Genomic DNA, 21,139 nt, shown 5'->3' on the forward strand with positions numbered 1-21,139 from the left:
ATGAGCAGCGGGAGTCGCTCCGTGACGGGGTATCCGGCCGTGGAGACTCCGAGCAGGCGATCCCTTCGCTACGTGAGGCCGCCCTGCACCCCGGAAACGCCAGCCAGGCCGACACCGGCATTTGGCGTCTGTACGTTGAAGATCCTCATCCAGCGCCCGAACAGGATCCATCTCCAGACCATTGCGCTGACGGGGTCGTCTCCCGTGAACATGCGCTCCAGTTTACCAAGGACTTCCTTCGTTAAAATGCCCTTCGAGTCCTGGACGGCCTCTACGAGCAGCCGGCGGAAGATCTCGGGGTCCTCGTACCGGAGCCAGTGCTCCTCTGCCGTGTAGAAACCCATCTTGTCCATACGCATGCGCACCCTCTCGGGGAGGATGCCCGACATCGCCTCACGCAGTATCCGCTTGGTCACGCCTTCGTGGATGCGGTACTCCTCAGGGAGACTCATCACGTACTCGACCAGGCGATAGTCCAGGAACGGCACCCTCGACTCGACGGAGTGAGCCATAGAGTTCCGGTCCTCCCAGTGGAGGAGGCTTGGCAGACTCACCCAGAGCATCTGGTCAAGAGCGATCGACTGTGTGGTCGTGAGGGAAGGCCCGGAGCGTGCCGCGAAAGACCGCTCTGCTCCCGATGCGGCAGCGTTATACGCGGAGAGCAGACCGGTGTTGAGCCAGGAGGAACCGGCCTGGCCCGACGTGGCGTAGGGTTTCATGATCTCCCTGACGGAAGAGGGCAGCAGGTAGTATCCCATCATGGAGAGCGACTGAAACTCGGAGAGACCGTGCCTTGACTTGACCGCCCGGATATCCCGCCAGAGCATCTTCCATTTCATACTGTGGAAGTGGTCCGCGTATCGGCACCCGAAGAACCACTGGTATCCGCAGAGTTGTTCGTCGGCGCCCTGACCGTCCAGCAGGACCTTCACCCCGTGGTTTGCGGCAAGCTCGAAGACAAGCCACTGGGCGTAGATGCTTGTCGTCTTGAACGGTTCATCCTGGTACCAGACGAGCTCATCGAGTTCCTCAAGCAGCTCCTCAAAGGAAGGATACGTGTAATGCGCCTCAATACCCCGTGCGCTGATAACTTCGTCGGCGTATTCGCGCTCGTCATACTCTTTTACATCCGAGCAGGCAGAGAACGTCTTCTGGAACCCCTCTTTCTGCTCCTCCCGGAGAAGGTCGTTTGCCAGGCAGACGATGGACGAGGAGTCGAGCCCGCCTGATAGGCAGGAGCCGCCGGGGACGTCCGAACGCAGCCGTAGTCGGACCGAGTCCCGGAGCAGCCGCCCGAACTCCGTCACCGCTTCATCAAACGTCCCGGAGAACTGGTGCGGGTCGAGGCGATACCACCGGTAGACCGGGAGAGCAGTATCAATCTCGCCCACCCGGAACTCCGCGGCCTCACCGCCCCGGAGCTGGTATACCCCGGCAAAGAGCGTCTCGGATGTGTGGTCGAGGAGGTTCGAGACCAGGTAGTCGTAAACCCGCGGCCCGTTCACGTGGGGGTTCCAGCCGGGAAGGACTGTGAAGGCTTTGATCTCTGAAGCCATCGCGAGGAACCCTTCGGGAGAGAACCAGTAGTAGAGAGGTTTGACCCCAAAACGGTCACGGGCGACGAAGACCTTCTGTTCTTGAGTATCGTAGATGACGAACGCCCACATGCCGTTGAGGCGGTGGAGGCAGTCGCGGCCCCAGTGTGCGTATGCGGCAAGGAGAACCTCTGTATCGGTGCTTGAGGCGAACCGGTGTCCGTACGCCTCGAGTTCGAGCCGGAGTTCGCGGTAGTTGTAGATCTCCCCGTTGTACACGATCCAGTATCGCCGGTCCGGCGAACACATCGGCTGGTGGCCTGCCGGGGTGGGATCGATGATCGAGAGGCGGCGGTGGCCGAGCGCTAACACTGCACGTTCGGGGAGACCACCCGGAGTGGGATGTTGCGGGGCATACGCCAGATCGGATCCGTACACCGCAAGAGGCGTGTCTTCACCGCCGAATATCGAGATCTCCCGAGGGTTTTGCCCGAAAAAAACTGACCCTTCATCGTCAGGCCCACGGTGCCGCAGGATATCGGTCATTACCGTGATATGTCTGAGTTGCTCCGGCAAACCACCTAACATTACAAGCGCTGCGATCCCGCACATGGGGGTAATCCGAACTATATATGATATAAGTCAATAAAAATACGTTGCTCACATTCCCAAAGGTTTATCCCGGAGCACCGATTCTTCCGTGAACTTCGCGCAGGCAAACGACACAAACAGCCTTTCAAGATCCGGCTTGTCTGAAAGACAGAGTGCCTGTACACCTCCTTTATCCACTATAGCACGGACAAGCGCTGAAACACGCTCTTCTGCCATCCCCGCACCCTGAAGATAGGTGATTGCCCGGGGGTCGGCAACCCAGTGCTCCGGGACATCGCCATCGATCAGGCGGAGGTAACGCTCCGCCACCCGCACCGGATTCCACTGCGTTTGGACGAAGTCTCGTGCCCGCCTGCCAACCTCCGCTCGATAGCCGGCATCGGTGACGAGCGGTTCGAGGGCGTCTTCTATCTCGGCCGGGTAGCAGTAGATAGCAGGCGGGATCACGTCAGCGGCATAATCATCCCAGATATAGCGCGCATAATAGCCGCCGACAACTGCCGGTTTCCCGTACCAGGCGGCTTCGGTCGCAAACACCGCCATTGGGGTGTCCGAGTAGAGTTGATCGACGACGATGTCGCACCGTTGCAGTTCGTCAAGAACAACCGCATGCGGTTTTCCGGTAATCTCAAAGTACTCGATCGGGTAGCCCTTTGCCTGTAATGAACGGATGGCATCACGGATCGCCGGCGTCCCCTTGGCGTCAGGATCAGACGGGGAGTGCAGGATCCGAACAATCCCGTTTCGCATGCGAGAATCGTTCTCTTCTACCGAAGCACGGGCAAACGGGATACCGATGTTTAGCCCCTTCACAAACTGCCGTGCCTGCAGGTGGGCTGCTGCAGGGTGATGGACCGTAACGTCCGCAAACCGCTCAATCCATCGGATCTTCCGCTTCTGCATGCGGGTCATACGCATACATCGACGCGGATCATCGATATCGGCGGATTTGCAGAGAGCTCCATCGATGTATGGCGGGCGGCCATCGCTCCCGAAGAAGATGTAGATAACGCGTTTTCCGAGAAGGCGGAGGAGGGGGAGATCGAGGTAGCCAAGAAACGTCGAATTGTAGCCCAGAATGAAGACATCGAAGCGAATAATCGCCCAAACAAACACAGGCAAATTCAGGGCATAGAAGACAGCATACCACAGGTACTTTAACAGAGTGCGGCCCTGCTGCGCCCGCTTCCAGAGACTTTTTTGCCAAGCGACAAGGCAGATCGGGACATCATCGCCTGCATATCCAAATACATGACCTTTCTGGTTGATGAATGTGCAGTCGAGCCCCAACTCCTGAAACCCAGTCTTCAGATTGGCATTGTAGCCCGCGATCTCGACAAGTCCGATGAGTATTCTTCGACGGTCCATGATGCCTACAACAATATCGCCATATTTGCTGAAATAGGATTCCCATTCGGGCGGCAGCGAATCCGTACCCCGCATTGAAAACAGGGATGACACGGGTAAAACAGTATTTATCAGTACACACTTCAAATCATTGGAGAGGAGGAGCCAGTGGAGATCATAGACTGCCATGCGCACGTAACTGCATCGGGACAATGGTTTGACACCCCATACGAAGCATCAATAGAGAATCTAGAAGAGGCGATGGCCCGCTCAGGAATCGCACGGGCGGTCCTGATCCCGCTCGGCCACGCATCGATAGAAGACGTCCGATTCTGCCTTGATCTGGCAAAAAAACAGCCAGAGAAGTTCGCGGTAGTACCCCAGATAAATGTAGCAGAACTCTCTCTCCTGACAGAATACAAGGACGTGGTTGCCGGACTTAAAGTTCATCCGTCCCTTCAGCAGGTCGATCCCGCTTCGCCGGAGGTCCAGGAGATCCTGGATGCAGCGTCTGGAATGGGAAAGCCCGTCGTCTTTGACACCTTCATGCAGAGTACAACAATCCCCATACGGCTTCTCGACCCGAAGGTCTTTGACGAACTGGCAAAGAACCGCCGCGATATCACGTTTGTCCTTGCCCACTCCTGCTGGCCCCACCTTCTTGATGCCTACATTATTGCGAAGGCAAACAAGAACGTCTATCTCGATCTCTCGTACTTCGGTAAGGCGGCAGATAACACGTATCTGCTTCATGACTTCTGCCACCTGCTCGAAAAACTGGACCAGAAGGCGATCTTCGGAACGGACTTCCCGGAAGTCGATGTAGCCGCATACACCGCTCTCTGGCAGAGGTATCTGCATCACCTCCCGGAAGATAAGCAGAAAAGAATCTTTTCCGACAATGCTCGCGAGGTGTTCCGTCTGTGAATGCAGAAGATATCAAGATCACCCGGCAACGATATAGCGAACGACACAGGACATTCGGCTACAGCCCCCAGACACTAGGCTGGGGCAAACATGGTAGGCAAGCACTGCGGTTCTCGGTTCTGACTGCAGTCGGCAACCTACAGGGGAAATCGATACTTGATGTCGGGTGCGGATTCGGGGACCTTTACGATTACCTCACGGCACAGGGGTGGACTGGCCACTACGTCGGTATCGATCTGGTACCAGATCTCGTGGAGGAAGGACGGAAACGGTTTCCCGATGCAGAACTGCTCGTTGGGGACTTCGAAGAGCAAACCTTCACCGGACGCTTTGATTACGTTGTTGCCTCGGGAATATTTAATTTCCTGCTCACACAGGAGGACAACTGGGCATATATCATGCGGACGCTGGAGAAGATGCTTGCCCTTGCACAATCAGCGGTTGCAGTCGACTTCATGACCACCTGGGTAGACTTCCAGAACCCGATCGCATTCCATACCGATCCCTGCGTGCTCATCCAGAACATCCGGAGCCTGACCCGGCGGTTCACCCTCAGACAGGACTACATGCCGTACGAGTATGCACTCTATCTCTACCATGACACCCCCATCAACCACGATAACACTTTCCCGCCGATATAAATTGGTAAATTATTAATTTCAAAGCCGCTTGGGAGTTCAGAAAAGCCCATTATCCGTAGTGTTCAACACTCTATCACCAGGTTGATGCCGATGACCACACCAGATACCTATACCGATCAGATTATCAGCAAGATCAAGCGGAACCGGATTTCTTCGACAGAAGTTGCCGACTGCCTCGGTAAAACCGGAAATGTTCCGGGTGTATTGCCGTTAAACTACGGGCATTTTTGCGTTGGTCAGGTCCGATGGACATATGCACTGAACGAAAGCAACTGGGAGTTCCACCGGCAGATAACCGATGTCGATGAAGGGGAAATTCTTTTTGTAGAGCCCTTTAATTGCAGTGACCGGGCAATTTTCGGCAGTTTGGTTTCAAAGTACCTTATCCTGTACCAACAGGCCGCAGGTATTGTAGTGCAGGGGTACCTTCGGGACATCCCGCACCTGCGGAAAGAAAACTGGCCAATCTGGTGCTTCGGGGGCACACCCATCGGATGCTTCAACCGCAAAAACGAGACTGATCTCGACCCCGCCCTGATCCATGAGAGATGCGAACGCTACAACGGAGCTATAGCGGTGTGCGATGACAGTGGCGTGATAATAATTCCAAAAGATCACATTAACCAGGAATTCCTGGAAAAACTCGACTGGATCGAGGAGCAGGAGGACATCTGGTTTGACTGTATTGATCGGCTTAAGTGGAATACTTACGATACGGTCTGTCTTAAAAAATACCAGGAGCGGAAGCAATGAAAACGATCGTGGTTCTGAGTGGAGGTCAGTATTCAAAACCGGTCTTTTGCACGCTCAAGGATGCAGGTTTTACTACTGTTTGCGTCGACCGCGACCCGCACGCTCCCTGTGCCGCACTCGCAGATGCATTTTACCCGGTCGATATTACGGACCGTGAGGGGGTGTGTACCGTCGCACGCAGCAATCACGTCGACGGGATTATGGCGATCAACGATTTCGGCACCCGGACGGCTTCATATGTGGCGGAAGAACTGGGTCTGGTCGGCCTCCCCATGGCAACCGTTGACGCAGCGAACGACAAGGGACGCATGCGGGATGTCTGGCGCAGGCACGGGCTTTCGCAACCGAAATACAGGGTGTTTGCGACCTCAAACGAATTAACAGAAGCGGCAGAGCAGATTGGGTTCCCATGCGTCGTCAAACCAACCGAGAGCGGGGGTGGTGGACGTGGGGTATCGGTGCTTAAAACGCCTGATGATATCGAGTGGGCATACCGGTTTGCCCTGCCGTACGTGAGGAATAGTCGCTTCATCGTGGAAGAATACATGGAGGGTATCGAGATGACTATCGAGTCATTCTCGGAAAACGGAGAGGTCACCATCCTGGCGATGAGCGACAAAGTCAAACCCAATTTGCGGACGCGGGTCGCCACAAGCCTGAATTATCCGGCGGCCATTCCCGAAGAAACCCAGGATCGGGTTAGGGGGCTTGTCACGGCGGCAGTGCGGGCAATCGGTGTTCGGACAGGCATGGCGCATACGGAGGTCATTGTGACCCAAGATGGCCCGAAACTGGTCGAACTGGGGGCCAGAGGGGGCGGCGGCCACATATTCCACACAATCATCAAGGCCGTGTCCGGGTTCAACGCGCCCGTACAGACAGCACGTATCCTCACCGGCATGCCGGTATCGATGCCGGCATTGACAAACAACGGCGCAGTCTACCGCTTCTTCACCCCACCCCGCGGTATCCTCAAAGAGGTCCACAACCTGGAGGCAGCAGCACGCCTTGAAGGCGTTCTTGACGTCGGGCTGACCAAGGGAATCGGGGACCTGGTGGGAGACTTTGAAAATTCGCTCCAAAGAACCGGCTTCCTTGTAACATTGGGCCAAAATCGAGAGGCAGCAATCGTGGCAGCCGACCGCGCCGAATCGCTGGTCAAATTTATCGTCGAACCCTGTTGATACCCCTGACGGCTCGTGTGAAATGCGGACACAGCAGGGGCCCACTAAACGCATTGAGAGACGAAATATATACGGATAAATACCTAATCTTCCAAATAAGTATTATTTCATGCTCTCTTTCGCGTTACAAAGACCCGGTGGTTTCAAAATCCATGAGAGGGCATCATTTTTCTTAAACTGCTTGCGGATCAGTGCAGCTGAACTGGTGCTCATCGGCCATATTTTCTTCTGGTTCGGGATCTCGGAAGCAGCCATCCAGATGGCCAGTTTCGGGGTTGTCATCTTCTTCATTCTCTCCGGCCTGCTGATATCGAACTCGGTCTTTTCAAAACTTCATTTACAGGGATATTCTTTTTCAGCATACTTCATCGACAGATTTGCACGTATCTACTCCGGGCTACTGCCGGTGCTACTGCTCATACTAATTTTCGATCTTACGCATCTTACTCTGTTTCCCGAACATTATCGATCCTTTGATTGCATCTTCGGGTACCCGATCGCGATCCCGTTCTACCATGACTTTCGGGTCGAGAACTTCGTCGGCTCGCTGCTCATGCTGCAACATATCCCACTTCCACAGTTTGATATAGGGTTCGGGTTCGGTTCCGGGCGCTCACTCTGGTCCCTGGGACTTGAATGGTGGCTGTACCTCTCGTTCGGATGGACGGTTATCGGCTATCCGTGGCTCAGGAACAAAAAATGGCTTTATCTGACGATTTTAGGCATTTTATGGACTATTCCAGCCGCATACTTGATCTTTGCCCCGGTATTGCGAAATCTTGTTATCACCTGGTATAGCGGCGTGCTCATTACCATACTTCTGGCGATGACCAACTCCGCATCCAAGAAACCGGTCTTTATCGGCCTTATTGTCGCACTATCCCTTTGGGTGGCACATTTACTTTTGGTGACGCAGGACCCCTACGATCTGGCCGCGGATCTGCTTACAGCAGCAGCGGTGCTTTGCATCCTTATTGTTCTGCGAAACGATAGGGCCATAAGGAGCACAAAGGTCCATTCAGCGGTACAGTTCATGGCCGACTATTCCTACACATTGTATCTTATTCATATGCCGATCATCATTTTCGTACATGCGCTCCTCGCGGGTGTACCGGAATATATCGTTATTACGTCAGCATTCCTCGCTTCAAATGCATTCTCTGCATTCGTCGCGTATTACACCGAAATGCGCCATAAAGACCTTGCCCGATGGCTAAAGGCTCGGATGTTAAAGACAGGAGGATATCCGCAACGGGGACACCTCTCGCCGCAAACCGCCGACTCCGGCGACTAGCAGTTCGCTGTGCTGCTTTACGGCAGTGGAGATTAAAAAGATTATTGATCGGGGTTTTTATTGAAATAGGATACGTACCAGTCGATCGTCCGGGCAAGCCCTTCATCAAAGTCGATCTTTACTTTAAAACCGATCATATCCTGCGCCAGGAAGACGTTCGCGATGTGACGCCGAACGTCGCCGGGACGCTCCGGCTGGTAGACAATGTTCTTCTTGCACCCCATGTATCGCGCGATGAACCCAATGATGTACTCAATCGAGACCTCTTTTCCACTGGCGACGTTTAAAACCTTGCTCCTGGTCTGCGGCGTGTTATAGATATCAATGGCCGCCTGTGCGGTATCGGTGACATACAGATAGTCACGAGTCTGCTGACCATCACCATAGATGATCGGCGCTTCACCGCCGAGAATGCGCTTGATTGTAAGCGGAATAACGCCCGCATAACTCCGCTCGTTCTGCCGTGGACCGTAATTATTGAACGGGCGAATGATGGCTGCCTCGATCCCGAATGTTCGACAATAGGAACAGATCATCAGATCGGCAGCGGCTTTGCTCGCAGCATACGGAGTCGTGCCGTTTAACGGGTGTTTCTCATCCATCGGTGCGTAAATGGAAGATCCGTATGCTTCTGATGACGAGAAGTGAATCAGGGTTTTAAATACGTCGTGTCGGGCAAGCTCGGCCATGCAGAGAGCAAGATCGGTGTTGTGCCGAAACGTCCACACAGGATTTTCTAGGCATGCAGGAAGCGGGATCACGGCAAGATCAAAAACGACATCAATCCCTTCGGCCTCCATGAGCGTCTTCATCGCGTTATAATCCGAGGAGTCCTGGTGGTAGATCTTCAGACTCGGGTCGAGTTTTTGAGCGTCCGCGAGGTTTTCATCTTTGCCGAGATAGAGGTTATCGACGACCACCAGATTCTCCGGTTCTTCCCGGACAAGCGCATCCACGAGGTGGCTCCCGATAAATCCGGCTCCGCCGGTGATAAGTATCGATCTGTTCTTAAGGCTCATTAAAGTGCTCCAAGGATCCGTTCGAGTATCTGCGCCACGGCGTCGATCTCTTCATAACGCAGGTTCACATATAGCGGCAGTGCGATCGCACGGCAATAGATATCCAGCGATCGGCTGCATCGTTCCTGGGACCGGTACACAGGCTGGATATGAGATGCGTACGTCCCAATCTGGGTTTGAATCCCCTCATTTATTAACGTTTCAATAAGCCAGTCCCGATCAATCCCCGGGTCGACGGTAGCGACATAACTCTGGTAGACGGGGCTCACACTCGGATCGATGTAGGGTTTGGTGATGCCAGCAATGTCGTCGAGATGCGTATCCCAGATCTGGGCAAGTTCCCGTCGCCGCTCGATGAACGTGTCCAAACGCCTCATCTGGGCGACGCCCACCGCCGCCGTAATGTCGCTCATCTTGTAGTTGTATCCTACATCGGTGAATCTGGGAATTACCAGCCGGTCACTCTGCTCGCGGTCCCACGCGGCCGTCATGCCAAAGACTGCAAGATGCCGGGCCTTCGCGGCGATGTCGTCGCGGTCTGTCACGAGCATTCCGCCTTCGCCGGTGGTGATCCCTTTCCGGGCGTGGAAGGAGAAGCATCCGACATCACCCATCGTCCCGGCGCATCTGCCGCGATACCGGGCGCCGAGCGCACAGGCGGCATCCTCGACGACGGCAAGGTTATGGTCGTTTGCGATCTGCAGGATTGCATCCATCGCCGCGGGCTGTCCGAAGGTATGAACCGGGATGATTGCCCGGGTCTTTGAGGTGATCTTCTCCTCAATCAGGCCGGGATCGATGTTGTAGGTTCTCGGGTCGATATCGACGAAAACCGGCCGTGCTCCGCAATACAGCACGGCATGACCTGTTGCCGGGAACGTATAATCCGCAACGAGCACTTCGTCACCGGGGCCGATGTCAAGGGCAAGAAGCGCGAGGTGAAGCGCTGCAGTACAATTCGTCACGGCAACGGCATGCCGGACCCCGAGGTACCCGGCAACCATTCCCTCGAATTCCTTTACTTTCGGTCCCTGTGCAACCCAGCCCGAGTCGAGCACCTTCTTGATCTCATCGAGTTCTTCCTGGTCGAAATACGGTCTTGTCAGGGGTATTTTATCCATAGTAAGCTGCTCCATAGGAGGACAGATATCTCGCAATCTCTTCGCTTGCATCCCCATCCCCAAAGATGCAGCGCTGCTTTAAGGACGGTGCGAATTCTCTGATGGACCTGACGATCCTCTCCCGCTCCGCCCCCACAAGCACGTTCCACCCGGCCTCGACCATCTCGACCCACTCGGTGTTCTCCCGAAGGGTGATGCAGGGGACGCCGAGCATGTAGGCCTCCTTCTGGACGCCGCCGGAGTCGGTGAGGATCTTCGTCGCATGCGCCATCAGGTGGAGCATGTCGAGATAACCGAGCGGCTCGATTATCCGGATGTTCTCCGGCATCGCCGCGAGGAGACCGTATTTGCCGAGGTAGTTCCGCGTCCGGGGGTGGACCGGGAAGACGACCGGCATCCCGGCCTCACCGAGGGCGCCGATGATGGCGGCCATATTGTCACGATCATCGGTGTTCGAGGGCCGGTGGACGGTGACGGCGAGGTACTCCCCGGGCTCAACACCGACGTCCTCAAGAATATGAGAGCGCTCCTCCGCGACCGCACGATTGTGGTTCATCGCATCGAGCATCACGTCCCCGACGAGGTGAACGCCCTCCATGATCCCTTCGGCCGCGAGATTCCTGACCGCCGTCTCCGTCGGGCAGAAGAGGAGGTCCGATGCGTGATCCGTAAGCACCCGGTTGACCTCCTCGGGCATCCGGAAGTCGAAACTCCGGAGCCCCGCCTCGACATGCGCCACCGGGATGTGGAGTTTGGCCGCCGCAAGCGCACCCGCAAGTGTCGAGTTCGTGTCGCCGTAGACGAGGACCATGTCAGGCTCTTCCGCCCGGAGGACATCCTCGATCGCTCCGAGCATCGCCCCGGTCTGGTGCCCGTGGGTCCCTGAGCCGATGCCGAGGTTGTAGTCGGGCTTCGGGATTGCAAGATCCTCGAAGAAGACCTCCGACATCCCGTGGTCGTAATGCTGGCCGGTATGAACGAGGATCTCTTCGTGCTCCTCCCTTAGTTCCCGCGAGACGGGAGCGCACTTGATGAACTGCGGGCGAGCGCCGACGATCGATACGATCTTCATGGTACTTACCGGATCGGATGGCTGTTTTTGTCGCCCCGGCCGATACCCTTGTAGACGAAACCCACGCGGATGAACGCATCCGGGTCGACGACATTCCTGCCGTCGACGATCACCGGGTGCTCCGCTCCCGAGAGCTCCTTTGCCCGCGCCGGGTCAAGGGAGGCGTAGTGGTGATGAGCCGTGAAGACGACGACGACGTCCGCCCCCACGAGGGTCGCGTCCAGGTCGTGCGAGACCTCGATACCCGGATAGTCGTTCACGAACGGATCGTGGACCCTGACCTCCGCGCCCGCGTCCTCCATCGCCGCGAGATAAGGTTCCGCCGGGGTGTTCCGGGTATCGTCGGAGTTCTGGATGAACGCCCAGCCGAGGAGCGCGACCCTTGCGCCCTCAGGGGACTTCCCAGCCCGTTTGAGCCCCTCGACGGTCAGGTGAACCATGTGCTCGGGCATGAACTCGTTGATCTTCCGCGCGACCCCGAAGATTGACCCGCCCCCGTGCGGGTACCAGAGATCGCCGCCAAGGACCTGCGCACCCCGCTCGAGGTGCCAGGAGTCCTTCGTAAGGCAATGGCCCCCGACCCCGGCGCCCGGCCAGAGGATGGCACGGGTGATCCCCTCGCCCTTGAGGGAGTCGATCCCGGTCCGGACGTCATAGACGTTGACGCCCATCGCCTCGCAGTGCAGCGCCAGCTGGTTCGCGGCGGCGATCTGGAGGTCGCGGAAGGCGTTCTCGGCGGTCTTCGTCACCTCGGCCGCGGTCGCGGTCATCGGGATGATCTTTCCCGTCGTGAGGACCGGCCGGTAGAGCTCGATCGCCCGCGCCGTCGAGACCTCGTCGATCCCGCCGACGATCCGGTCGTGCTCGCGGATGTTCCTGAGCAGCCGCCCGACCATCACCCGCTCGGGGGCGTGCGCGAGGCAGAAGTCCTCCCCCGCGACGAGCCCCGACTCCTCCTCCAGGATCTCGCGGGCCATGCGCTCGGTCGTGCCGGGAGTGACGGTCGACTCGAGCACCACGAGCGTGCCTGCCGTCAGGTGCTTCCCCACCGCCCGGAGCCCCTCGATCAGGGCCGAGAAGTCGGGGATGAGGTCCTTTGGGTCCGCAAAGGGGGTCTGGATCGCGAGCGTTACCGCGTCGCACCCCGCGACCTCCGAGAAGTCCGACGTGCACCGGAACTTCCCGGCACCGACGACCCTCTCCAGGAGCTCCTCGAGCCCCGGCTCCTCGCCCTTGAGCGGGGATTCGCCCCGGTTGAGCATATTGATCTTGTAGCCGGAAGAGGCAGAGGCCCGCTGGAACCCGATGACTGACTCGAATTCGGGTGCGTCCGCAAAGAGCACCGCGGCGGGGATGCCGACGTAGCCCATCCCGAAGACACCGATCTTCCTGATCGGGCCCCTGGCGTCGATGATCGATTGTAACTTTTTGCTCATGAAAAAACCGTCCTTATGCCGCAAAACACCGTGCGACGTCCTCGCAGATCTCCATATTCAGCAGCGCCTGCGCGGGGCTGACCGGGAACTCCCGTCCCCGGGCGGCGCAATCGAGGAACGTCGAGAGTTCGAGTTTCAGGGGCTCCTGCTTGTTCACGAGCACCTTCTCGATGATGTTCTCCTGCACGTAACGCTCGTTCTCGACCGCATACTGCCCGGGCTTTCTGTGGATGTAAATCTCCTGAGCCATGAAGTCCCCCTCGACGGTGAACTCCTCCTCCTCGATGTAGATCATACGGATCTTCTTTGAGGACTTCCTGCTTGCCGAGAGGTAAACCGGGGTCCCTCCAAAGGAGAAGAGGGCGCTGCATACGTCCTGGTTGCCGCTGCCGGCAAGCCTGTAGGCTCCTTCGGGCAGGAGGACATTACGCATGATATCCACGTCGTGGATCATCAGGTCCTCCACGACCGAGGAACCGCTCACCCGCGAGGAAGCCGGGTTGTGCCGTTTCATCTCGATATAGAGCGGGTTTCTGATGATCTTCTTGATCTCAGCGACGATCGGGTTGAACCGCTCGATGTGCCCGACGCCGGCAACCAGGCCTTCCGGGATCTTCTCGAGAAGCTGCCTGCTCTCCTCCGCGGTCGCGCATATGGGCTTCTCAACGAGCAGCGGTACCCCGGCATCGATCACCTGCTCTGCAACCCCGAAGTGGTAAGGCGTCGGGACGCAGACGCTCACCGCGTCCACACTGTTGAGCAGGTCCTCTACGGTCGCCGAGGCCGTTGCCTCGAAGGTGCCGGCAAGGTCGCGGGCCGCCTTCTGGTTGAGGTCGTACAGGTAGAGCGAGTCCACCGCTTTCAATTCCGAATAGACACGGGCATGATTCCTGCCCATCATTCCGACACCGATTACCCCTGCGTCCAAGATCTCACCGCCGGTAGAATACGTGCGTTCTCCTATAAGAGTGATGATATACGTTGGCACCACTCCGGTATGACGTTATCGTGATTGGTGCAGGATCGGGAGGATCTCCCCGCCGAACCGTGGCCGCTCCTCCGGCCCTGTTCAAAACCAATAAGGTTTTTCACGGCGAACACCATGCTGTGTTCCGCCCTTCCGGGTATCTGGCCCGCGTCATGCGCGTCGACCCCGTCCAGCGCCAGAGCCTCATCAGCTTCGGTTCGACGCTGGGGTTGACCGCGATCGGGTTTCTCTCCACGATGTACTTCGCCCACACCGTCGGTCCCGCGATACTGGGCGCGTACTTCATCTTCGTTGCGTACTTCAGCGTCTTCAACCTGATCGGGGACGGGGGGTTCGGGGGAGCCGCAGTGAAGCGGATCAGCGAAGGCGAGGACCAGAACGCATTCTTCACCGCGTTCCTCTTCCTCCGGGTGATCCTGATCGTCGTCTCGGTGGGCTTCCTCTTCATCATGCAGCCGTACCTTCCCGACCTCACCGCATCGGGTGTCTTCCCCTGGCTGATCCTCGCGCTTGTCGTCAGCGCCTTCACGAACATCGCCTCGAACAGCGTCTACGGGACCGGCAAGGTCGGCGTCAACCAGATCAGCACCCTGGTCGACACCCTGGTCCGGATAGCCATCCAGGTCGCTGCGGTCGTCCTCGGCTACGGCGTCGCGGGCCTCGCGGGCGGGTTCGTCGCCGGGCTCTTCGCTTGCGGGCTCTTCAATCTCCGTTTCCTCGAACTCTCGCCGGCACGGTTTCGCCGAGCGCACCTGCAGAGCCTCTTTGCGTTCTCGGTATGGACGTTTCTCAGCGCAAGCGGCTACCTCGTCTTCTCGTACGCCGACACCATCATGATCGGCCATTTTCTGGCCGAGACCGACGTCGGCATCTACCGCGTGGCGCTCCAGCTCACCTCAATCGCGACCTTCGTCACCATAGCGCTCCATACCACCCTCTACCCGAAGGTCAGTTACTGGGGGAAGCAGGGCGACCTCGCTTCGGTGGAGCGCGCGCTCGCCCGCGCCTTCACCTACTCGCTCCTGCTCGCGGTCCCGGTCGTTGCCGGCGGGTGGATCCTCGGCGAGCGGCTCCTCTACTTCTTCTACGGGGCATCGTTCTCCGCCGGTGCGGGGGCTCTCTCAATACTCCTCCTCGTCCAGGTGGCCCAGGTCTTCATGTTCCTCCAGACGATGTGCCTGAATGCTCTCGACCGCCCGCGCGACTCGTTCCGGGTGACGGTGATCGCGGTCGCCGCGAACATCGCCTTAAACCTCCTCCTCATCCCGGCATACGGTATCATCGGAGCTTCGTTTGCCACGCTCGCCACGATGGCCCTGAATGCGGTGCTCGCCCATCGCGCCCTCGCACGGAGCATCCCGGTGCGGGTAGAGCCCCGCCCGGTGGCGAACATCGCCCTTTCCGCGCTCGCGATGAGCGCCATCATCATGGCTTACGCATACTTTGTCCCGCTCACGAACGTCCTCGCCGTTCTCGGGGCAGTCGCGCTCGGCGGGCTCGTCTACTTCCTGCTCCTCCTCCGGATCGACAGGGGCATCCACAACGAATTAAAGGAACTCACCGGAAAACTCGGGCTCCCCTGGCCGGGGATGCTCTGACCCCGCCCATCGGGTTGAAATAGCAGCGCGGCAATCCGTAATCTACACACGAGGACGACGATGAAGAAAGAAGTCCGCGAACTGAGACGGGAAGAGTTCCCGCTTGCAGAGAAGGTCTGGACGCATTACCGCGACCAGAAAACTGATCCGGCCCGGGAGAGGATCTTTGGGGTCTTTATCGACGGCAACCTTGCGGCGACGGCCCGCTGCACGCGCCACCCGGACGGTCTCGAGATGGACTGCGTCTTCACGCTCGACGAGTACCGCGGGGGCGGGTATGCGCGGGAGGCCGTGCAGAAACTCCTCGACGAATGCGGCTCCGAGACGATCTACATCCACTCGACCCTCCCCCTGATCGGGTTCTACGAGAGGCTCGGGTTCAAACCCATCCCGGAGGCGCGGCTCCCGACGAGCATCAAGGACCGGTTCCTCTTCTGCTTCGGGGAGATGGCGGGGTGCAACGTCTGCCCCATGATGCGGAGCCCCGGCGGAGCCAAATAATCGCGCCGGTTGCCGGTCCCTCGTGGACCATTTCACCTTACTCTGTTGGTCCCGGTGCGTGGAGGATTGCCATCTCACGCGAAGCCGCGAAGGACGCGAAAAGAAGATCTGGGTAGCACTCAATAGTCTTCGCGCTCTTCGCATGAGGTGGAGTTGTGTAAAAATTTAGATGCAGCGGTCCACTAGTGCTCGATCTTTTTGATATGCTCGATAGCATTCTCCGCCAGCCTCTCCCGCCCCTGGAGTTCGGCGACGTCCCGTATCGCTTCGAGCATGTGGACGGAGTCCTCGAGGAAACTCAGGATATCGGCGGGGTAGAGGTCGATCCCGTATTCTTCGAGGAGGTGAGCACTGATCTGGCGATGATCGAGCCCTAACTCTCTGAACTCGATGATGGTGAGAGTGAACTTTCGCTCCGGGCACCCGCAGAAGGGAGCGTTCTTGCACTTGCAGTCCGTAAAGTCACGGAAAAAAGCGAGGAGCTGCTCCTGCATCCGCCAATCAAGGTTCTCGAAGTTGATCGACTTTCCGAGCGACTCAAGAAACGCGCCCGAGAAGACGTGGTCCGGGAGCCGGAACCCGGCAGCTCGCTCAAGTTTCCGTGCCGCCCGGAACCGGGCCTTATCCGCAATCACGAGGCTTCTCCGGGCTCCTCGTCGAACTTCGCAAGCGACTTCATGGCGTTGCTCATGTTCTCGATCTCGATGAGCCACTCGTCGAAGAGGCCGGGGTTCTCCGCGTCGTCCTTGATATATTTCGCGCAGCAGGTGGCGCCGTCGACGACGGCGGCCCCGATATTCGCCGCGACCTCGAGCGCCTCTTCGAGATTCTCTTCGTCGAATCCCCGTCCCTTCTTCACGAGCGTCTTGATATCCTTCTCAAACTCGCCCTCGAGGTATTTCCGGCAGGCGGTGAAGAGCACCAGCAGCGAGAGCTGGAGCGATCCGATGATCTCCTCGAGGTCTCCTTCGGGGAGGCCGGTCATGACGATCAACTCCACGTCGTCGAGCTTCTCCGTGGCCTCCTCCTTCGTGAACCGGCCGTTCTGGTAGAGGCGGATGATCTTTAAGACCGAGAGGGTGATGTCCTCGGTGAAACCGTAGAGCATCTGCTCGCCTTCGGAGACCTCTTCGCCCTCGGCGGGCTCGAAATTTGCACCTTCAAGCGTCTTTATCCAGTTGTCCCAGCGCTCCTGATTGTAAAAAATATAGAAGAGTTTCATGGGTTCTGCCTGTTTGGCACTCGCTTTCTTCGCCATATCAGTACACATTCGGAGTGCCTCTGTTAAAAATCATTTGCTCTTGCAGAAGAAGGCTTAAATTGGCGCGATTCGCGAACATTCATGTAGAACGAGCGAGCATATGAAGAGCAGATGGCGAGAGACTGCGGGCTTGATGCACTCCTGAAATCCTATGAACCCATTGCGGTCGCGCTCTCCGGGGGGACGGACAGTTCGGTCCTGCTGGCCGATGCCCGGCGGCACAACATCCGGGCGATCGCGATCAGCGTCGATACCGGCCTTACCCCTCCGGGGGAGCTCGCGGCGGCGCGGGAGCTCTCGGAACGCCTGGGCGTCCCGCACGTCGTGATACCGCTCGATATGCTCGAGGTCCCGGCGGTCAGGGAGAACCGGCCGGACCGGTGCTACGTCTGTAAACGGATGATGATGGAGGCGATCGTCCGCGAGGCGGAGCGGCAGGGGTGCCGGACCGTGGTCGACGGGACCCACGCCGGCGATCGAGCTGATGCCCGGCCGGGGATGCGGGCGCTCCGTGAACTCGGGATCAGGAGCCCGTTTTCGGAGTGCGGTATGGGGAAAGCGGATATCGAGACGCTCGCCGGAGAACTCGGGATAACGGTTCGTCCGCCATCGGCGTGCCTCGCGACGCGTATCCCCACCGGTGAGCCGGTCAGCCGGGAGTGCCTCGCGCTCGTCGCGGCTGCGGAGGCCCTCCTCGCACGGGAGATCCCGGGAACCCTGCGGGTCCGGTGCACCGGGCGGCACGCCCGGGCCTCCATCGAGGCCGACCCGGCATACCACGAAAGGCTTGAGGGCCTGCTCGGTGCGGTGAAGGATCTCGGCTTTGAGGACGTTACGATCGCCCAGGAGGGCTACCGGGAAGGAGGTGCGGATTCATGGAAGCGGTGACGATACGCTATAGCGAGATATTTCTCAAGAGCGAGCCGGTGAAACGGCGGTTCATATCGATCATGACGGAGAACATCCGGCTTGCGCTGGAGGGGGAGGGAATCTCCCACCGGTTTGAGACTCCGCGAGGGCGGGTCCTGATCTTCGGCGACGACCCCCGCCGGATCGCCGCTGTGGCCGCGAGGACGTTTGGTGTGGCGAGCGCGAGCGTCTGCACGGTGACGACCCCCGATATCGAGGGGCTCTCGGCCGCAGCCGTCGAGCGTGCAGAGCGGCGCCTCCGGCCGGGGATGTCGTTTGCGGTCCGGGCGCGCCGGTCAGGAGTCGAGGGGTTCAACAGCCAGACCCTCGGCGCTGAGGTCGGCTCGGCCGTCCTCGACCGGATCCCTGAGGCGAGGGTCGACCTGACGGCACCCGACTACGAGGTCTTCGTGGAGGCCAAGGAGTTCGGCGGCCTAGTCTACGACGAGAGGATTGCCGGGCCGGGAGGGCTCCCCTACGGGACGCAGGGGGAGGTGATGACCCTTCTTTCGGGGGGGATTGATTCGCCCGTTGCGTCGTGGCTGATGATGCGCCGGGGATGCCGGATGGTGCATATCAACATGCAGGGCGGGCGCTTTGCGGGGGCGGACGTGGAGAGAAACGTCCTCGCAAACCATGCCCGGCTCTCTGCCTGGATTCCCGGGCACTCTCTCGACCTTCTTGTCGTCGATATGGAGCCGTTCTTTGAGGTGATCACGGCCTTAAAAGAGCCGCGCTATCGCTGCATCCTCTGCAAGCGGTTCATGCTCCGGGTAGCGGGGATCATCGCCGGGGAACGCGGCGCCTACGCGCTCGTCAACGGCGACAACATGGGGCAGGTGGCCTCCCAGACGCTGGCGAACATGGCGGTGATCGCCCCGGCGACGGACGTGCCGGTGCTCCGGCCGCTGATAGGGTTTGACAAGGAGGAGATCATCGAGCGCGCCCGCGCCATCGGGACGTTCGAGGCCCATCCGGGGGACGTCGGGTGCGCGGTCGCCCCCCGCTACCCCTCGACGGCGGCGCCCGCGGAGACGATCGCGAAGATTGAGGAAGAGATCGGTGTGGCCGGCCTCGCGGAGCGGGCGGCGGAGACGGTACGGGTGTATCGTGCGAAGAACGGGGAGGTCGGGGAGGTCAGGTGAGGAGGGGCGGGTTCTCGGCGGCCTCGTCCCTCTAGCCCGGCGCTATCATCTCACACGAAGTACGATGGGCCGAAGGGCCGGAGCTCGAGCACCGTCAGGTGCGGAGGAGCATTACACATCCATTTACCGAACTTCGCGTTCTTCGCGGCTTCGCGCGAGCTAACGGGAGCAGATAACAATACGGCCTCACGCGAAGAGCGCGAAGCCGCGAAGGGGAGTTACAGGTAACTTGCTGGACTTCGCGTATTCGCGTGAGGCCATAATGCAATCCTTCATTTTGCCTCCATCCAATAGGCCAGGAACATCGCACCTCCGGCGCTCCTGCTCCGCTCCGTAGGAGCATCACAACGGCATCTAAAAAAGACGTATGGAGGTTTAGAGAATATTCAGCCCGTTGTCCCGGGCAGCCCCGATGAATGATTCGCCGACGTGCCGGATCTGCTTCTCGGTCAGCCCGAAGGTGTTGTATTTCCAGACCTTGGTCGAGCCGGGGATGACCCCGGTGATCCCGCGCTTCTTCACCTCGCTTGCGAGGAAGAACCCGCGCTTCTTGTGCCGTTCCGCAACCTTATCGAAGGACTCGCGGGTATCTATCCGGGTCAGGGTGTGCTTTCGGGGGTAGTCGGAGAGGACCTTCGTCCCCTCGATGGAGAGGAGGGCGTCCGTGACCGCCTGCGAGTGCGCCACCTCGGTCTCCCAGCGCTGCACCCGCTCCTTGACGTGGGGGAACGAGGCCATCATCCCGACGACGGTGACGCCCATCAGGGTGCAGCCCATCATCTCGACCTCTTTCATCCCGAACGTCCGGCCGGTCACGTCGCCCTTCGCCTGCGTCGTCCTGAAGACCCGCTCCGCGTGCTCGTTCGTCGTCGCGAGAAGACCCGAAGGCGCCGGGGCCGCCATGCTCTTGTGGCCCGACCCGACCACGAAGTCGGCGCCGAGGGCTTTGCCGTCGATCGGCATGATCCCGACCGTGTAGGCCCCGTTCACGAGGACCGGGACGTCGTACTGGTGGGCGACCTTGATGATCCCCGCGATGTCATGGACGTTCCCGAACTGGTAGTCGACGTGGTCGACGAAGAGCAGCGGCGGTGTGCGCGAGAACTCCCGGATCACCGCCTCGATCTTCTCTGCCGCAGCGTCGGCGGTGATGTGGTTCCTCTCGTCCTTTGGGATCTCCCGCGGGATCCCGCCTGCCGCCTCGACCGCCATGAACTCGGTGTAATGGGCGAGCCCCGTGAGGATGACCGGGTCGCCTTTCTCCACGAGCGTGGAGGCGACCGCCTGGAACCCCCGGCGCGCTCCGGGCACCACCCGCACCGCGTCCATGTTCAACCACGCGGCGAGATCGGCGTGGAACTGCGCGATGGGAGGGTTCCGGATATAGTCGAGCCGTGGAGGATTGCGGCAGTTGTCGCAGACCGAGTAGCCGTCGCCGAACGAGATCGCCGCCTTCATCGCCTCGGCGGTGAGCCGCCCGCCCGCCTGGATGGGGTCGATGTTGATGTACATCTCCTCGACGTCGCGGGCCTCGATATCGACTGCGCACTTCACTGCACCAGCTCCTCTTCGATGATTGCGATCTGCCGCTTCACTTTCTCGAGAGTTGTTGCGGCACGCTGCTTCTGTGCTTCATCAAAGTCATGCTGCGGAGCGGTCTCCCGCAACAGGAATCGGATGTCGGAGAGGAGGAAGAGTGCCTGAAAAACTGCATCAACGGCTCTTTTTGACACGAGATCACCATACAAATATCAGTGAGGATATATTAGGTTACGCGTATTCCGGGCACCGGCCCG

At 58.9% G+C, this 21,139-nt stretch carries 20 protein-coding genes; 9 read left to right on the forward strand and 11 right to left on the reverse strand.

Going from position 1 to position 21,139, the window contains the following annotated elements; genetic code table 11:
- Positions 1-68: 68 nt before the first annotated feature.
- A complete protein-coding gene (gene asnB / locus F8E02_RS11430) occupies positions 69-2,147 on the reverse strand; it encodes an asparagine synthase (glutamine-hydrolyzing) (protein ID WP_317065714.1) in 2,079 nt (692 codons plus the stop codon).
- 48 nt (positions 2,148-2,195) lie between these two features.
- Positions 2,196-3,683 carry a glycosyltransferase gene (locus tag F8E02_RS11435; RefSeq protein WP_317065715.1) on the reverse strand — a complete coding sequence of 496 codons (1,488 nt, stop codon included), beginning with the start codon at positions 3,681-3,683 and terminating at the stop codon, positions 2,196-2,198.
- Between F8E02_RS11435 and F8E02_RS11440 the strand changes: the two genes are divergently transcribed.
- The 5 genes from F8E02_RS11440 (at position 3,663) to F8E02_RS11460 (ending at position 8,293) form a co-directional block, all read left to right on the forward strand.
- Positions 3,663-4,421: an amidohydrolase family protein gene (locus F8E02_RS11440; protein WP_317065716.1), complete on the forward strand. Its 759-nt coding sequence runs from the start codon at positions 3,663-3,665 to the stop codon at positions 4,419-4,421. The two genes, F8E02_RS11435 and F8E02_RS11440, sit on opposite strands and share 21 nt — an antisense overlap.
- The gene (locus F8E02_RS11445) at positions 4,418-5,062 is read left to right on the forward strand and encodes a class I SAM-dependent methyltransferase (RefSeq protein WP_317065717.1); all 645 of its coding nucleotides are present in this window, start codon (positions 4,418-4,420) and stop codon (positions 5,060-5,062) included. Before F8E02_RS11440 ends, F8E02_RS11445 begins: the two co-directional genes overlap by 4 nt.
- A gap of 90 nt (positions 5,063-5,152) precedes the next feature.
- On the forward strand, positions 5,153-5,815 hold the full coding sequence (locus F8E02_RS11450) for an RraA family protein (RefSeq protein ID WP_317065718.1): 663 nt from the start codon (positions 5,153-5,155) through the stop codon (positions 5,813-5,815).
- Positions 5,812-6,999, forward strand: coding sequence for an ATP-grasp domain-containing protein (locus F8E02_RS11455; protein ID WP_317065719.1), 1,188 nt, complete (start codon positions 5,812-5,814; stop codon positions 6,997-6,999). The genes F8E02_RS11450 and F8E02_RS11455 overlap by 4 nt, the downstream gene beginning before the upstream one ends.
- 109 nt (positions 7,000-7,108) lie before the next feature.
- Positions 7,109-8,293 carry an acyltransferase family protein gene (locus F8E02_RS11460; RefSeq protein ID WP_317065720.1) on the forward strand — a complete coding sequence of 395 codons (1,185 nt, stop codon included), beginning with the start codon at positions 7,109-7,111 and terminating at the stop codon, positions 8,291-8,293.
- Positions 8,294-8,334: 41 nt separating this feature from the next.
- Here the strand turns inward: F8E02_RS11460 and F8E02_RS11465 are convergent, their stop codons facing one another.
- The 5 genes from F8E02_RS11465 to F8E02_RS11485 are packed head-to-tail and all read right to left on the reverse strand — an operon-like array spanning position 8,335 to position 13,869.
- A complete protein-coding gene (locus F8E02_RS11465; RefSeq protein ID WP_317065721.1) occupies positions 8,335-9,312 on the reverse strand; it encodes a dTDP-glucose 4,6-dehydratase in 978 nt (325 codons plus the stop codon).
- Positions 9,312-10,448, reverse strand: a complete 1,137-nt coding sequence (locus F8E02_RS11470) for a DegT/DnrJ/EryC1/StrS family aminotransferase (protein ID WP_317065722.1) — start codon at positions 10,446-10,448, stop codon at positions 9,312-9,314. Before F8E02_RS11470 ends, F8E02_RS11465 begins: the two co-directional genes overlap by 1 nt.
- Positions 10,426-11,505: a non-hydrolyzing UDP-N-acetylglucosamine 2-epimerase gene (wecB, locus tag F8E02_RS11475; protein ID WP_317065723.1), complete on the reverse strand. Its 1,080-nt coding sequence runs from the start codon at positions 11,503-11,505 to the stop codon at positions 10,426-10,428. The genes F8E02_RS11470 and wecB overlap by 23 nt, the downstream gene beginning before the upstream one ends.
- Before the next feature lie 5 nt (positions 11,506-11,510).
- Positions 11,511-12,941, reverse strand: a complete 1,431-nt coding sequence (locus tag F8E02_RS11480; protein WP_317065724.1) for a nucleotide sugar dehydrogenase — start codon at positions 12,939-12,941, stop codon at positions 11,511-11,513.
- Positions 12,942-12,954: 13 nt separating this feature from the next.
- Positions 12,955-13,869, reverse strand: a complete 915-nt coding sequence (locus F8E02_RS11485) for a Gfo/Idh/MocA family oxidoreductase (protein ID WP_317065725.1) — start codon at positions 13,867-13,869, stop codon at positions 12,955-12,957.
- A gap of 179 nt (positions 13,870-14,048) precedes the next feature.
- Between F8E02_RS11485 and F8E02_RS11490 the strand changes: the two genes are divergently transcribed.
- Together F8E02_RS11490 and F8E02_RS11495 are read left to right on the forward strand one after the other, a co-directional pair.
- Positions 14,049-15,527, forward strand: a complete 1,479-nt coding sequence (locus F8E02_RS11490) for a flippase (RefSeq protein ID WP_317065726.1) — start codon at positions 14,049-14,051, stop codon at positions 15,525-15,527.
- A 60-nt stretch (positions 15,528-15,587) separates the two neighbouring features.
- On the forward strand, positions 15,588-16,028 hold the full coding sequence (locus F8E02_RS11495) for a GNAT family N-acetyltransferase (protein WP_317065727.1): 441 nt from the start codon (positions 15,588-15,590) through the stop codon (positions 16,026-16,028).
- Between the two features lie 182 nt (positions 16,029-16,210).
- Here F8E02_RS11495 and F8E02_RS11500 read toward each other — a convergent pair whose 3' ends face one another.
- Both F8E02_RS11500 and F8E02_RS11505 read right to left on the reverse strand, forming a co-directional pair.
- Complete coding sequence (locus F8E02_RS11500; protein WP_317065728.1) at positions 16,211-16,663, reverse strand: DUF5814 domain-containing protein; 453 nt, start codon at positions 16,661-16,663, stop codon at positions 16,211-16,213.
- The gene (locus F8E02_RS11505; protein ID WP_317065729.1) at positions 16,660-17,286 is read right to left on the reverse strand and encodes a DUF2150 family protein; all 627 of its coding nucleotides are present in this window, start codon (positions 17,284-17,286) and stop codon (positions 16,660-16,662) included. Before F8E02_RS11505 ends, F8E02_RS11500 begins: the two co-directional genes overlap by 4 nt.
- A 114-nt stretch (positions 17,287-17,400) precedes the next feature.
- Between F8E02_RS11505 and larE the strand changes: the two genes are divergently transcribed.
- On the forward strand, positions 17,401-18,177 hold the full coding sequence (larE, locus tag F8E02_RS11510) for an ATP-dependent sacrificial sulfur transferase LarE (RefSeq protein ID WP_317065730.1): 777 nt from the start codon (positions 17,401-17,403) through the stop codon (positions 18,175-18,177).
- Positions 18,165-19,343 (forward strand): tRNA uracil 4-sulfurtransferase ThiI, encoded by a 1,179-nt coding sequence (gene thiI / locus F8E02_RS11515; protein ID WP_317065731.1) that lies wholly within the window; start codon positions 18,165-18,167, stop codon positions 19,341-19,343. The genes larE and thiI overlap by 13 nt, the downstream gene beginning before the upstream one ends.
- Before the next feature lie 375 nt (positions 19,344-19,718).
- On the opposite strand, the gene pscS is transcribed toward thiI, so the two are convergent.
- Together pscS and F8E02_RS11525 are read right to left on the reverse strand one after the other, a co-directional pair.
- Positions 19,719-20,897: an O-phospho-L-seryl-tRNA:Cys-tRNA synthase gene (pscS, locus tag F8E02_RS11520; protein ID WP_317065732.1), complete on the reverse strand. Its 1,179-nt coding sequence runs from the start codon at positions 20,895-20,897 to the stop codon at positions 19,719-19,721.
- A complete protein-coding gene (locus F8E02_RS11525) occupies positions 20,894-21,076 on the reverse strand; it encodes a hypothetical protein (RefSeq protein ID WP_317065733.1) in 183 nt (60 codons plus the stop codon). The genes pscS and F8E02_RS11525 overlap by 4 nt, the downstream gene beginning before the upstream one ends.
- Positions 21,077-21,139: the final 63 nt, after the last annotated feature.

Origin of the sequence: Methanoculleus caldifontis (assembly GCF_032842345.1) — an archaeon.
GTDB classification, from domain to species: domain Archaea; phylum Halobacteriota; class Methanomicrobia; order Methanomicrobiales; family Methanoculleaceae; genus Methanoculleus; species Methanoculleus caldifontis.

Coding starts and splice junctions, on each gene's coding strand:
- asnB (WP_317065714.1), bottom strand. CDS start 2,147: ATGTGCGGGATCGCAGCGCTTGTAATGTTAGGTGGTTTGCCGGAGCAA.
- F8E02_RS11450 (WP_317065718.1), top strand. CDS start 5,153: ATGACCACACCAGATACCTATACCGATCAGATTATCAGCAAGATCAAG.
- F8E02_RS11480 (WP_317065724.1), bottom strand. CDS start 12,941: ATGAGCAAAAAGTTACAATCGATCATCGACGCCAGGGGCCCGATCAGG.
- F8E02_RS11495 (WP_317065727.1), top strand. CDS start 15,588: ATGAAGAAAGAAGTCCGCGAACTGAGACGGGAAGAGTTCCCGCTTGCA.
- F8E02_RS11505 (WP_317065729.1), bottom strand. CDS start 17,286: ATGGCGAAGAAAGCGAGTGCCAAACAGGCAGAACCCATGAAACTCTTC.
- F8E02_RS11435 (WP_317065715.1), bottom strand. CDS start 3,683: ATGGCAGTCTATGATCTCCACTGGCTCCTCCTCTCCAATGATTTGAAG.
- thiI (WP_317065731.1), top strand. CDS start 18,165: ATGGAAGCGGTGACGATACGCTATAGCGAGATATTTCTCAAGAGCGAG.
- F8E02_RS11455 (WP_317065719.1), top strand. CDS start 5,812: ATGAAAACGATCGTGGTTCTGAGTGGAGGTCAGTATTCAAAACCGGTC.
- F8E02_RS11465 (WP_317065721.1), bottom strand. CDS start 9,312: ATGAGCCTTAAGAACAGATCGATACTTATCACCGGCGGAGCCGGATTT.
- larE (WP_317065730.1), top strand. CDS start 17,401: ATGGCGAGAGACTGCGGGCTTGATGCACTCCTGAAATCCTATGAACCC.
- F8E02_RS11460 (WP_317065720.1), top strand. CDS start 7,109: ATGCTCTCTTTCGCGTTACAAAGACCCGGTGGTTTCAAAATCCATGAG.
- wecB (WP_317065723.1), bottom strand. CDS start 11,505: ATGAAGATCGTATCGATCGTCGGCGCTCGCCCGCAGTTCATCAAGTGC.
- F8E02_RS11470 (WP_317065722.1), bottom strand. CDS start 10,448: ATGGAGCAGCTTACTATGGATAAAATACCCCTGACAAGACCGTATTTC.